Source organism: Qipengyuania rhodophyticola, from assembly GCF_042493225.1.
Lineage (GTDB): Bacteria > Pseudomonadota > Alphaproteobacteria > Sphingomonadales > Sphingomonadaceae > Erythrobacter.
The window spans coordinates 983,780-996,370 of sequence record NZ_CP170454.1 but is presented as its reverse complement, the minus strand read 5'-3'; the positions used below and the strand labels follow the sequence as shown (position 1 = coordinate 996,370).

Here is a 12,591-nt window from a genome sequence, read left to right as displayed (position 1 = left end):
AACCGCTGCAGCTCCACCAATGACCGTCGCCAATTTCCCATTCTGGCGGGTCGTCCCGGCTGAGGGATTTGGTCCGGCGGATGGCAAATACATTCTTCCCGTCACACGCCCTGCGACGGTCGGGTCAGAAGGCGCGGCGCACGTTATGGGCGGCTCTGCACTGGGCGCGGTGATCGACGCATTAGAGCTAGCGAGCGAGATGCCGCTGCTGTGGGCTAATATGCAATTCCTCAGCCCAACGCAGCACGCCGAGGAGCTAACGATTAGCGTTGAGCAATGCGGCGGCGGGCGTTCCATCGGGCAATGGCAGGCGGATATATCAGTCAATGGCCGTCCAACGCACCGGGTCAATGCGGCCGTCGGAGCGCGCGAACCATCCGAGCATGTCCAATTCGCCGTAATGCCAGATGTGCCCGCGCCAAAGGACTGCGCGATCAAACCGCCAGATCATAATGGTTTTGATGACAATCTGATCGGTCAGGTCGAGCGCCGCGTGGCGCATGTCGATGAGGCAAAGGGCTATGAGGCGGCGTGGACCCGATCCAAAGCAGGCTTTGCGATTGATGCCGCATGGCTCGGCGTTGTCTCGGATTTCTTCCTTGGCGCACACACCAGCACGCATGGCGGATCAAGTCTCGATACAACGCTTCGTTTCATCCAGGCGAGCGAGCCCGGCTGGGTGCTAAGCGTCACCGAATATGGCGCGTTTGATCGCGGCGCGGTGCATGGTAGCGCGCGTCATTTCAGCGAAGATGGCAAACTGCTCGCGATTTCCAGTCAAACCGGCGTGCTGCCGCGCATTCCTGCCGCAGGTTAGAGGCCTAAGCCAGCGCCCACATGCCGTAACGGCTTTGACTCTCTCGCTCGCTAGCGTCATGCATATCGGCAAAGGAGAGAACACCCATGGCTTCAGAATTCGACATCATTATTTACGGCGCAACCGGCTATACTGGGCGGCTCGTGGCGGAACACTTCCTGCGCGAATATGCTGGCGGTGGCGGTCCCAAGTGGGCCATGGCTGGACGCAGCCTGACCAAGCTGGAGCAAGTGCGCGATGAAGTGGGCGCGCCTGCTGACACGCCTCTGATCGTTGCGAATTCCGATGACCCGGCAAGCCTTGAGGCGATGTGTGAGCGCACCAAAGTCGTCCTCACCACCGTCGGCCCGTATCAGCTCTACGGCGATGCGCTGGTCGAAGCCTGCGTCAACACTGGCACCGACTATGCCGATTTGTGCGGTGAGCCGGGCTGGATGCGTGAGAAAATCGATGCGCATCACGAAGCGGCCAAGAGCAGCGGCGCGCGCATTTGCTTCTCCAGCGGGTTCGACTCGATCCCATTCGATCTGGGCGTGTTCATGTTGCAAAAGGAAGCGAAGGCAAAATTCGGCGCTCCTGCACCCCGTGTGAAAGGCCGTGTTCGCGCGATGCAGGGCACATTTTCTGGCGGCACCGCGGCCAGCCTGACCGCAACCATGAAATCTATCGCCAAAAATCCCAAGCTGATCCCAATCCTGCAAAGCTCTTTTGGTCTGACGCCAGGCTTTGAAGGCCCAACTCAGCCATCAGGCCTGGTGCCAGAATATGACGAAAGCCTTGGCAAATGGGCCGCGCCGTTCATCATGGCGGCGATCAACACTAAGAATGTGCATCGCACAAATTTCCTGCTCGGTCACCCATATGGCGAAGACTTCAAATATGATGAGATGATGCTGACCAGCGCGGGCGAACTGGGCGAAAAAGCTGCTAAGGCCGCGACCGAAATGCTGAAAAATCCGTTCGGTTCAAAACCACCAAAGCCGGGCGAAGGCCCGACCAAGGAAGAGCGCGAGAACGGCTTTTACGATGTGCTGTTTGTGGGCGAGATGTCGGATGGCGAAACGCTGCACTACGGCGTCAAAGGCAAGTATGATCCCGGCTACGGCTCAACCAGCCGGATGATTGGCGAGACCGGCATGGCATTGCTCGAAAGCGATGCGCCCGGCGGTGTCGGCACACCAGGATCATTCCTCGGCGAAGACCTGGTCAAGCGGCTCGAAGAACATGCAGAGCTGAGCTTCGCAGTCGAGGACCAGTGATCGACACTTCTATGTGAGAGGAATTACGCATGGCCAAACCAGCACTGATCACCGCACGCATCATGCTCGCCGCTTTGTTCGTTCTGGCGGGGATCAACAAACTGACCAGCATCAGCGCAACCAGTGAGTACATCGAGACGGCGAGCGTGTTGCCAGGCTTCCTGGCGGCGCCTACGGGTGTATTTGAGCTGGTGAGCGGGATATTACTCGCGCTTGGGAAATTCCCGCGCATTGTCGCACCGATCATGAGCGGTTTCACCCTGCTCACAATCGCGTTTTTTCACTACGACTTCAGCCAGCAGATCGAAGTCACGCTTGCGCTCAAAAACCTAGCGATAGCTGGCGGCCTCCTCATGGTCTTTGCCTATGAGGAAGCCGCCCGCCAATCTCCGTCAGCTTAGAAGCTCAGGCGCACACTCGCCCGAATATTCCGGCCCGGCAGCGGCACGAAATCCTTCGTGAAGCTAGAGTGCCGACGACCGACGGTGTCGAACAGGTTCTCACCAGCCAACTGCAACACGACATTGCGATTGCTGGGCAATGGGCGCCACGAGACATACATGTTTACCAGCGTGAAATCGTCCGTCGTGGTTTCAAACTCAGCAACGTCATTCTGCTCGCCGAACCACTGCACTTCTCCGCGTAGCTCAAACGGGCCAGCCTCAGCCTCCAGCGCACCAAGCAAGCTAAGCGGCGGAATGCGCGGGACATTGGTGTCATCGTCCAGCTCTGCCTCGACATACGAAGCGCGCAGATCAGCGGTCAGGCCAAAACTGTCAGTGTCGATAATCGGGAAGGTGACATCGCCTTCAATCCCGTAGAACGTCGCATCTTGCTGCAAGAATACGAATACTGGCAGATCGTCTTCTTCCTCGCCGGTGGGCTGAAGGAAAATAAAGTCATCGAACCATTGGCCGTAAATCGAGACGCCAAATTGCGCGCCGCCAATTCCGCCGCGTGCGAAGGCCTCAAGCCCCCATGCGCTTTCGACTTCGAGGTCAGGGTCACCAATCTCAAATGATTGCGTCGCAATGTGCGGACCGTTCGCGAAGAGCTCTTCGCCAGCGGGTGCACGTTCAGAGCGCGAACCGGTGAGCCCCAAACGCACATCTTCACTGTCAAATGGCGATGCGACGAGTGACAACGCCCCCGAGAACAGATTGAAGTCGCGCTCCAGATTAAGCGGTTGCGACTTCACGTCGACGATTTCGTAGCGCGCGGCGCCCTCTATCTGGAAACCGTCAAGGTCATATTCCTGAACGGTAAACAGCGCGAATTGCGTGGTCTCGTTGGGCGCGACAAACGCCTCTTCACCGACCGCCTGAAAATCGCGGAAGGTGTATTGCGCGCCAATTATTCCGCCGCCCGACTGGACCAGCTCGGCGCGTGCTTCGAGCGTTTCAGTATCGAAAACCGTACCAACTTCATCGCCTTCAAATTCAGTATGCGTGTAATCGGAGAAACCGGCACGGATTTTCAGACGCGAAAAGAAGCCGCTGCCTAGCGCAATATCGCCGCGGAAATCTGCACGGAATTGCTCAAGGCCGATTGTGACGACTTCTTCGCCCTCTTCTTCCTCGCCGCCTTCTTCTTCGCCTTCTTCACCCTCTTCGCCATGGTGGCCACCTTCAGGGTTGCCGACGACGCCGTAATTGGTGTCGTAATAGCCGAGGGAAGCACCAAAGGTAGAGTCGCCAAGAATTACCCCAAGGCCGCCATTGATGGTGTAAGTCTCGGTCGAGCTGTTCGGCAAGAAATCCTGCTGCGAAGCGGCTTCGCGCAGCTCCTCTGCTTCTTCGAGCTCGCCCTCGGCTTCTTCTTCATTGGCGTCATCAAACAAGTCCTGACGCAATTCAGGAGCGATTTGGAAACCGCCAATTTCAAGATCGTCGGTGTCGCGGTATGAGCCGTCGACGTGAACGACGAAGCTCTCGCCAATCGCAAAGTCGAGTGATGCGCCGCCGCTAATGAGATTGCTGGCCGTGTCGACTGCGCCCAGCGCGTCGACGTGAATTCCATTCTCGGGCAGAGCAATCGGGATACGCTTATCAATGACGTTCACCACGCCGCCGATTGCCTGACTTCCGTAAAGCAAAGATGCGGGACCCCGTAAAACTTCGATCCGCTCAACTGTCAGTGGGTCAATTGTGGTCGCGTGGTCAGCCGAGGTATTGCCGACGTCCGCGGTGCCAAGACCATCAATCAGCACACGAACACGCTCACCATCAAGCCCGCGCAGGATCGGACGCGAGGCACCGGGCGCAAAACTTGTGGCAGTAACGCCGGGAAGTTTCGCCAGTACTTCACCGATCTGGCCATTCAGGTTTTCCTGAATGTCAGCAATCTCGAGCACATCTTGGCCGGAGATAAAGTCAAGCTCACTAAGGCCATCTGCCGCGACGATAATCTCACCGCGATAATGCGGGTCACCAACCCGGTCCTCATCCGATGTGGCTTCTGAGGCAGTCGCGTCAGCATCCTCAGCAAGAGCTGGCACAGCCAGCAATGTTAAAGAAAGTGCAGCCAGAGAGGTTCCGGCACGGGCGATACTTTTTGTATGATACAACATATCTTCAAGCCAATACGCACCGCATTTTGCTTTGCAAGCGGCAATTCCACGAAATGCGTGATTTGGCTGGTCAACGCCATGGAGTGTCACCAAAACGCGACACAGGGTCGGTGGAAGGGCGAGCCACGGCGTGCAAGCTGTGGTCTAGGCGCGCGCATTGTGCTCGCGCGACCCGGCGTGGACTACCATCGACATCTGGATAAGAAAATGGAGCGGGCGAGGCGATTCGAACGCCCGACCCCAACCTTGGCAATATTCGATGCGATGCTAACTGCTTGTTTTGAAATCGGATTTTCTTAGTGACTTCAATCCGAATAGTATTCGAATACCGACTTTGAAACACTGATCCTTGAGTGTTTCTCAGATCCGTGTGTTTGACGAACGTTCTCCTTCAGATATCTTCTGAGATCAACTCCAACTTTCTTGGTAGATCATGAATTCCAAAGATCGAGACGAAAAGTCTTTAAAAACAACAGCTGAGACGGAAGTTATCCTTCGGGATCAGGATAACAACTTCAGTAAAAGTTGCCTATGGGTGGAGAGTGGGAACTTTTACGGAGAAACAAACTCCGATGAATATCTCATTCTTGGCTTTGATACCGAGTTTAAAACACCGGACGAAGCCTTGTCTTATGAAGAAATACGAGCTGGAGACGGAAAGTACAAGGTTCTCTCTTATCAGTTCCACTGTAGCGTTTATGATCCGCATCAGCCGGAAGCTAAGGAATGGAGTGGCATTTGCTATCCCGACGGTGAAAAACGTCTCAATCTAACGGATGTCCTCCTGTTCGCTTTTGCCGAGGGAATCAATTCTGGTTCCATCTCAAAAATCCCATCGACAATCTACATTGCTGGCCACTTCACACGAGCTGACTTCCCTGCTTTCGGTGACTTCAAGAACATAACGGAACTGATCTCAAGCGTTCGAAACACCTTTCTTAACATTGGCAATTACATACCTGTCACGATCCGCTTCTCTGAAATCGATAAGGTCGATTTGAAGGTTATCCTTAGGGACACGATGTTATTGACACCAGCAACATCCAAAAGCCTTGCAGCTCTTGGTGACCTGGTGGGTCTAGAGAAGCTGTCGCTAGACCCCGATCCTGAAAAGGCTCTTCATTACAAAGCTAACATGGATGCCCTTCTTCAGGACAATCCTGATCTCTTCGAGGAATATGCCATCCGCGATGCCGTGATCTGTGTCCGTTATCTCGAACAGTTGATTGATCAGTGTGATGACATCTTAGGACAGAGAAAGGTTCCAGCCACGCTGACCTCGATTGGGGTCGATCTTCTAATGGATGCTTGGAAGAGTGATCTGAAAATTGATCCGCTAGAGCTGCTCGGCCAAGAGAAGCTCGAGCAGCAATACTACAGCAAGAAGCGAAATAGGTTCGTCAAGCAAACCAAGACCGTCAATTTGAAGCAGGTCGATTGGCACGTACCACTTGCTACTGAATGCTATCATGGTGGCCGAAACGAGCAATTTTGGTTTGGTCCCTCGTTTGAAGACTACTGGACCGATTATGATCTGGCAGGTGCCTATCCCACGGCCATGGCTTTGATAGGCAAACCTGACTGGCACAATCTCAAAGTATCGCTGAAGGTTGCTGACTACACACCTGCTACTCTTGGCATGGCCAACATCACATTCAAGTTTCCCAAATCCGTTCGATACCCAACGCTTCCTGTTCGGACCGAGAACGGTCTTGTGTTCCCAAGAGCAGGTGAGTGTTATTGCGCTGCTCCAGAAATTGCGTTGGCTAAATCTCTCGGAGCGAAGATCAAGATCCTTCATGGAGTGATTGTTCCCACCGATGTTGAGACTCCAATCTTTGGAAGTTTCATCAGCGATTGCATTAAGAAGCGGCTTTCCTATCCGAAAGGCTCGTTAAAAGCTCTCTTCTGGAAGGAACTTAGCAATTCCAGCTATGGTAAAACGGCCCAAGGACTTCGAAAGAAGCGTGTCTATGATCTTCGCGATCAGGAAACGAAGCCTTTACCACCTAGCAAGATCACAAACCCCTTCTTTGCTGCCTACATTACCTCATTCGTAAGGTCTGCGCTGGGCGAGATTATGAACGCTCTACCTAAGGACGTTTGCGTCTTTAGCTGCACCACCGATGGCTTCTTGACCAATGCCACTGCCGACCAAATTGCTGAAGCTTCAAAAGGTCCAATCGCTGACCTGTTCCGTAAAAGTAGAGGGGCGCTGACAGGCGATCCCACTATGCTTGAAGTAAAGCATCAGGTGCGTCAGTTGTTAGGCTGGAGAGCACGGGGACAAGCAACTTTGAAAGATGGTCTTACGGACCAAGGCGATAGCGTGAATATCGTCCTTGCTAAAGGGGGCATATACACCCCTGAGTATTTCGACTCTGACCGCGTTCGAAATGCCAACATTGTTAAGATGTTTCTTGATCGAAAACCTGACGATGAAATACCCCTCAATATTAAAACGGGCGTTAGGGACATCATCGAGTTTGATGCCGATCTGGTCGAGAAGTCTCTATCTAAGCGTTTGAACATGGAGTTTGATTGGAAGCGTAAGCCCAGCAGCGTGTGGCAAGACAAAGAACATGGCCATGTGGCTTATTCAACCGATCCTTGGCAAACTGTAGAGGAGTTCGTTCGCGTTAGAGACTATTGGACCACTTATGGTCTTGCCGATCCGCGCTGTATCAAATCACTCGATGACTATGAGTCTTTCGCAATTTATGTTCTTTCACAGTCCACGCTCTCGGAAGCTGACTCAAAATATCTAAAGAAGAGCCGGCCAGACATCACTCGGCTACGACAAATGCTTTGTGCTTCATGGCACCAGTCCAAAGCCGGACTGTGCAAGCGTATCGACGGTAAATCCGCTCAAGCTTTTGCTGATATCCTCACGGATGCGGGCATCCCTTGCAAACGAACTGATGTCGAGAATGCTCGTAAGCCACTCATTTTGAACGCATGCCCAGACACACCAGATGTTCGTGAGGCGCTAAAGCGATTGAAGAAAGTGTTCTCTAACTTGGACGCGAGTGTGTTGCTTTCAACTGGTAAGGGTATTGATCTTTTGAGTAGCTCCGGAGCGCCCATGATTTTCTCGCCAAACGCTCAATGACTTTTGTTCGGTTAGTGCCAGCTTCGCTGCACAATTGTAGATAAAGCACCAAAGCAGTGTCGCGGTTGTATATAGGTTCCACCATAAGAGCAGCATGGCCAAGAAGCCCCTTCAGAAACTGCGCGAATTCTTCGGCCCTGGATACGACGCTCGGAGTCTCCAGCTCGATGAGAAGAAGCAGTTGCGTCTTTCGCTTCAGAGCGAGACGCGTAAGATGCGTCGGCGCATCCTCAAGCGATCAGGGGGCAATCATCCTGATCCAAGCATTCGCGCAGCTGCTAGACGCCATGCCGCCGATAAAACTAGAGCACTTCGCAAGAAACTGGTCCGGACATCAAATGACATCCCGCCCTTTGGCGAGCTGCTGCGTAAGTTCAAAAGTTCACCGTTGCTCGACAACCTTGATCCTGCCCGACCTCAGGAGTGGAGACCGATTATTGCACGCAGCTATCGGTCGGATTACCGCAGGCTTCGGCTAGGCCCGCTCAACTTCCTGGACGATCCAGTCGGCACGATAAGCCAGCTACAGTCACTCGCCAAGATTGAACGTAGCGAGGTAAATGCGTTCATTGATTTTACTGATGAGCGATGTCTGGATGTTGGAGCCTATCTAGTTCTCGCAGAAATTTGGCCCCAAATGTCGCATGTCTTTCGGGGCGGCGTTATGTCACAATCAGTACAGAAGGTCTTATCGGCAATGGAGCTGGACAAGGACCTTGGTATCGGCTTGTCGTCCGTACGGGATCATCGACAAGTATCTGCTTTCCCCATTGTAAGGCGGCGACCTCGACAAACCTCAACGGATCCAAATCGACAGTTGAAACCGGCGGATCGCGAGAAACTCGCTGACAAACTTGTCGGCCTTATTGATGACTGGTTGTGGATCGCATGTTTCGAGAAAAAAGCCGAGACAGCGCTCGAACTTAGTGGGAAAGGCAAGGGCCTGATCCAGAACATGGTTGGTGAGTTACTATGCAATGCGGAACGGCATAGCATTCCTGGATCTGTAGATGGTGATTGGTCCATGAGCGCATTCATGGCTGCGCGTGAGGCGCAAGATGGCGCGTTGAAATTTCATTGCTATCTCAGTTTTTTAAATGTCGGACAATCTATCGCTCAATCGATGTCAAAAGCCCCAGCTGAGATTCTCTCGAAAACCGAAAGTTATCTCGCCAAGCATAAGGATGGTGTGCTTTCCGAAGACGGCCTCATGACGGTACTTGCACTGCAGGACACGATCACTTCCAAATCCTACTCCGACGAATTTGGTCGAGGAGGTACGGGCTTGCAGGACGTCCTCGAGGTTGCCGGTGATCTGGGGGCTTGCAATGTGCCTGGCTCAGATGTTCGCGTAACGATAGTGTCAGGAAATTCGTGCATTCGGCTCGGAAATCCTATATTAGCTGGAGTCACGGATAAATTTGGTAGGCGGCTGCAATGGTGCAACCGTGAAAACAATCCTGAACTGCCGCCCGACTCTAGCGTTGCATTCAAGCTCCCGGCACATTTCGCCGGTACGCTTGTATCGGTTGGGTTCACTCTCGATCCGCAATTGTTGATTCCTAAGGAGGAGGACGATGCAAATTGAAGCCATTGACCTCGGTGTACTTACCGAAGGCAAAGTCCACAATTTGAGCGGCCATGAGCGAGGTCTGGCTGCGCGTGATCTGTTCAAGCTCGATGCTTTGGACCGCGATGGCGTTCGACATACTATCCGTGTTCCTGACGATTTGTACGGAATCAGTCCGTCGTTTGTTCAAGGTCTCTTCACTGCTTCTCTGCGTTCGCTGGACAATGATCTTGACGCATTCAAGCAGTCGTACACAATCGAGGCATCAGACCTTATTCAACGGCAAATTGATCGTGGTTTGCAGAATATCCTGATGGATCGCAAAGCTCCACTCTGACCGGTGTCACAGGGGGCAGTAATTACCGACGCTCAGATTATCACTTGGATAGTCGCCGGATCGGGCATCTTTGCAAATCTCATATGGAACTGGCGGAACCGTATTCACACCAATAGTGTGGCGGAGGAAATTCGGAGCGACCAGCGGCGACTTGATCGATGGGATCGACTTAGGGCTCGTATCGAAGCTGCTTTGGACGGCCTAGTTGGCGATCTTAAATCCGCCCATCTTCTCGTTGCCAAAGCTGACAAAAATGCTTCAGCTGTGGTCGCAATGGTAGACGCGATAGGTCTCGAGATAAACCTGTTGCAAGACGCTCTAGCTACTGCCTTGGAAGACGCTGATCGAGCCGATTTCTGCGACGGAACCGATTGGGGCACACTTGCCAATGGCAAAGCCATTTATGATGGCGAAACAAGTTGGGATATGATCAACATCGTCCTGCGTACAGCAGCGGCGGAAAAGCATGGTCAGATTGCCACACTGAAACGTCTCAAACTTTATGCAGATGACATCGACAGGACCGTCCGAGATGCTCTTGAGGTACAAGACGACCTACTTGTACCATAACAGCTTGTTAGGAGTTCTTTACTGTGTGCTATAGCCCATACACTCGGATCATCACGACTTGAAAATCCTCTTTCAGCCTAACCACATATGTTAGCGTTCAGGCCTCTACTTTATCTCTCTGTGAAGAAACGATCAATCGTAGGCGATGGCGGTGGTTCTTCGTGTGCAACGCGCTTTACGCCATCCAAGTGTTGCACACTGTCGAATTGATCTTCGTTTCCCCACTTTACGAAGGTCCCGCACCTTCCGCATTCAACACGATAAGCGTGTATACTCTCGTCAGGTTCCTCCAGCCAGTTGAACCCCGTATGCTGGCACTTTGGACATTTCATTGTCTCTTGCGTCTCCCTAGCTTCACAACATCACACTCGATCAACGCAATACGATGTTGAGGCAACACTTGAAAGGTCCGAAGCGTCAAAAGTAAACCAACGTTTGCTTTCGACGGAGACGAGATATGACAAGGTATGTTGCCTACCTGAGGGTTTCGACATCCAAACAGCAGAAGTCTGGGCTGGGATTGGCTGCCCAACGAGCGAGTATAACCGACTTTCTGTCAGACGATGACGAGTTAGTAGCGGAGTTTGTGGAAACCGCTTCTGGGGGCAAAGATATTCGGGATGAGCTTTGGAACGCTATCCGGATGGCCAAGCGTGAATCTGCAAAGCTGCTGATCGCCAAGCTTGACCGTTTTTCAAGGAAGGTCAGCTTCATTTCCCGGATCATGGATGAAGGTGTTGATCTTGTTGTTGCTGAGATGCCTACTGCAACTGACTTCCAACTGCACATCTTTGCGGCGCTGGCCCAAGAGGAACGTAGACTTATATCTCAGCGCACCAAGGCAGCTCTAGCGGAAGCCAAAAGACGCGGCGTTAAGCTGGGAGTGAATGGCAAGCAGCTTGCTCAAGAGAATAAGCGATCTGCTGATGAGTTTGCGATCAATTTGGCTCCTATCGTCCTACCAATGCTTGATGCCGGAATGTCTTATCGAGCTATTGCCGACGAGCTTAATCGTTCCTGCATACCTTGCTTTCGCGATGGCAAGTTTCACCCTCAGACGATAAAAAACTTGGCTTCGCGGTTGAAGATCGTGCCAGTACCCGCTTTATGCTGAAGCTCGATTGTACATTCTAAGGGGGCTTGTTGATGTCGTTTCAATATCGGATAGAAATCAAGGGGAGCGGCGGTGAATTCTGCCTTGGTTCCATCTCAAACGACGCAGGCGATTATTGGGTCCAACAATCCAAAGATGGGTTTTTGGCGCACATAAACGACCTCACTGGTGGTCCAGATGACCTAAGTGATAAGGGCGTTGCATTGCCTCAGTGGCATGACATTAACAACTTTGCTCACAACTACGGGATCGAGGACATCGATCGTATTTTAGTCCTCGATGAGATGAATCATTCCAAAGTCGTTGCCGACAATGCCGAGCCGGAGTGGCAAGCGTTGATTAAGAAACATGATCTTGTTCTTTCAGATAAATTCTCTGAGCACACTGGATATGTGCTATTCTCGAGGTCACGCGAAAAAGGCAATTGCATCATAGATCTCTCAATCGAAGAGCCCTTTGACTCTCGGAAACTGGAACTGCGAGAAGTTGACTTCTGGGACCATGAGATTGTCGTCGGATTTACCTATGAAGGTGAAGAGCTGCACTTCATTGAGACTTTTGGCAAATCCTATGATGACAACGATTGCGTTCTGAAAGCCCCTGACGAAAAACTATGGTTCGAGTAGCTGGCTTCCGACACCATCCCTAGCTTATCATCGGATGGCAATTTTGATCACCACATTTGGCTAAGGCAGACAGTCAGGAAACGACCCAAAATCAGATGTAAATTGCCACCGTAAGTCGAATGATCTCGGGCAATGGATCGGAACGTTTGAATGGGTCGTCTGGTTTGGCTCTCGACCTGCGCCTCATTCCATGTTGCAACTACATTAGCTTCGAGATGCTCCGTTGGTTTTACAACATCAATGAATGGCTCTTTAGAACCCAAGTCAGTTCATCCTTCGCTACCTCCGAGTGCTGCTAAAGGATGTGGTCCGTTTGATTCGACATACAATCGCCGCTCAACCTCCCACGATTCATCTAGAAGGTTTTCACGAAGGAATTTGTCAAACATGGCGAGTGTAACGTCAGAAATTCTAACGCATTTGTTCCCATTGATCACCCTGGTTTTAGCCAACTTCATCAAGCATTGATGCATCGTCCACGTGGCTATTTGCATCCAAGGATCAGTATCTGAGATGTTTTCTTCAATCGTTTCATAGGCATCAATCAACGGCCAAAATATAGCGTGATTGTCGTTCACACCCGTGATCCCAAGATCAACGCTTCGCGGCCACTTCGC

Annotated in this window: 11 protein-coding genes; 9 read left to right on the top strand and 2 right to left on the bottom strand. The window is 52.1% G+C overall.

Annotated elements, in window-relative coordinates; translation table 11 throughout:
* Positions 1-19: 19 nt before the first annotated feature.
* The 3 genes from ACFCXQ_RS04740 to ACFCXQ_RS04730 all read left to right on the top strand — a co-directional run bounded on the left by ACFCXQ_RS04740 (position 20) and on the right by ACFCXQ_RS04730 (position 2,477).
* Positions 20-817, top strand: a complete 798-nt coding sequence (locus ACFCXQ_RS04740) for an acyl-CoA thioesterase domain-containing protein (protein ID WP_379553584.1) — start codon at positions 20-22, stop codon at positions 815-817.
* 86 nt (positions 818-903) lie between these two features.
* The gene (locus ACFCXQ_RS04735; RefSeq protein ID WP_379553582.1) at positions 904-2,076 is read left to right on the top strand and encodes a saccharopine dehydrogenase family protein; all 1,173 of its coding nucleotides are present in this window, start codon (positions 904-906) and stop codon (positions 2,074-2,076) included.
* A 29-nt stretch (positions 2,077-2,105) separates the two neighbouring features.
* A complete protein-coding gene (locus tag ACFCXQ_RS04730; RefSeq protein WP_379553580.1) occupies positions 2,106-2,477 on the top strand; it encodes a DoxX family protein in 372 nt (123 codons plus the stop codon).
* On the opposite strand, the gene ACFCXQ_RS04725 is transcribed toward ACFCXQ_RS04730, so the two are convergent.
* Positions 2,474-4,645 (bottom strand): TonB-dependent receptor, encoded by a 2,172-nt coding sequence (locus ACFCXQ_RS04725; protein ID WP_379553578.1) that lies wholly within the window; start codon positions 4,643-4,645, stop codon positions 2,474-2,476. The two genes, ACFCXQ_RS04730 and ACFCXQ_RS04725, sit on opposite strands and share 4 nt — an antisense overlap.
* Before the next feature lie 433 nt (positions 4,646-5,078).
* On the opposite strand from ACFCXQ_RS04725, the gene ACFCXQ_RS04720 reads away from it, so the two are divergent.
* The 6 genes from ACFCXQ_RS04720 (at position 5,079) to ACFCXQ_RS04695 (ending at position 11,974) form a co-directional block, all read left to right on the top strand.
* On the top strand, positions 5,079-7,757 hold the full coding sequence (locus tag ACFCXQ_RS04720; RefSeq protein ID WP_379553576.1) for a DNA polymerase: 2,679 nt from the start codon (positions 5,079-5,081) through the stop codon (positions 7,755-7,757).
* A 94-nt stretch (positions 7,758-7,851) separates the two neighbouring features.
* Positions 7,852-9,345: a hypothetical protein gene (locus tag ACFCXQ_RS04715; protein ID WP_379553574.1), complete on the top strand. Its 1,494-nt coding sequence runs from the start codon at positions 7,852-7,854 to the stop codon at positions 9,343-9,345.
* Entirely contained in the window at positions 9,335-9,664 is a 330-nt protein-coding gene (locus ACFCXQ_RS04710) for a hypothetical protein (RefSeq protein WP_379553572.1), read from the top strand. Before ACFCXQ_RS04715 ends, ACFCXQ_RS04710 begins: the two co-directional genes overlap by 11 nt.
* Positions 9,665-9,667: 3 nt before the next feature.
* Positions 9,668-10,234 carry a hypothetical protein gene (locus tag ACFCXQ_RS04705; protein ID WP_379553570.1) on the top strand — a complete coding sequence of 189 codons (567 nt, stop codon included), beginning with the start codon at positions 9,668-9,670 and terminating at the stop codon, positions 10,232-10,234.
* Positions 10,235-10,691: 457 nt separating this feature from the next.
* A complete protein-coding gene (locus tag ACFCXQ_RS04700; protein WP_379553568.1) occupies positions 10,692-11,348 on the top strand; it encodes a recombinase family protein in 657 nt (218 codons plus the stop codon).
* Between the two features lie 32 nt (positions 11,349-11,380).
* Entirely contained in the window at positions 11,381-11,974 is a 594-nt protein-coding gene (locus ACFCXQ_RS04695; RefSeq protein ID WP_379553566.1) for a hypothetical protein, read from the top strand.
* 269 nt (positions 11,975-12,243) lie between these two features.
* Here ACFCXQ_RS04695 and ACFCXQ_RS04690 read toward each other — a convergent pair whose 3' ends face one another.
* Positions 12,244-12,552: a hypothetical protein gene (locus tag ACFCXQ_RS04690; protein ID WP_379553564.1), complete on the bottom strand. Its 309-nt coding sequence runs from the start codon at positions 12,550-12,552 to the stop codon at positions 12,244-12,246.
* Between the last annotated feature and the right edge of the window lie 39 nt (positions 12,553-12,591).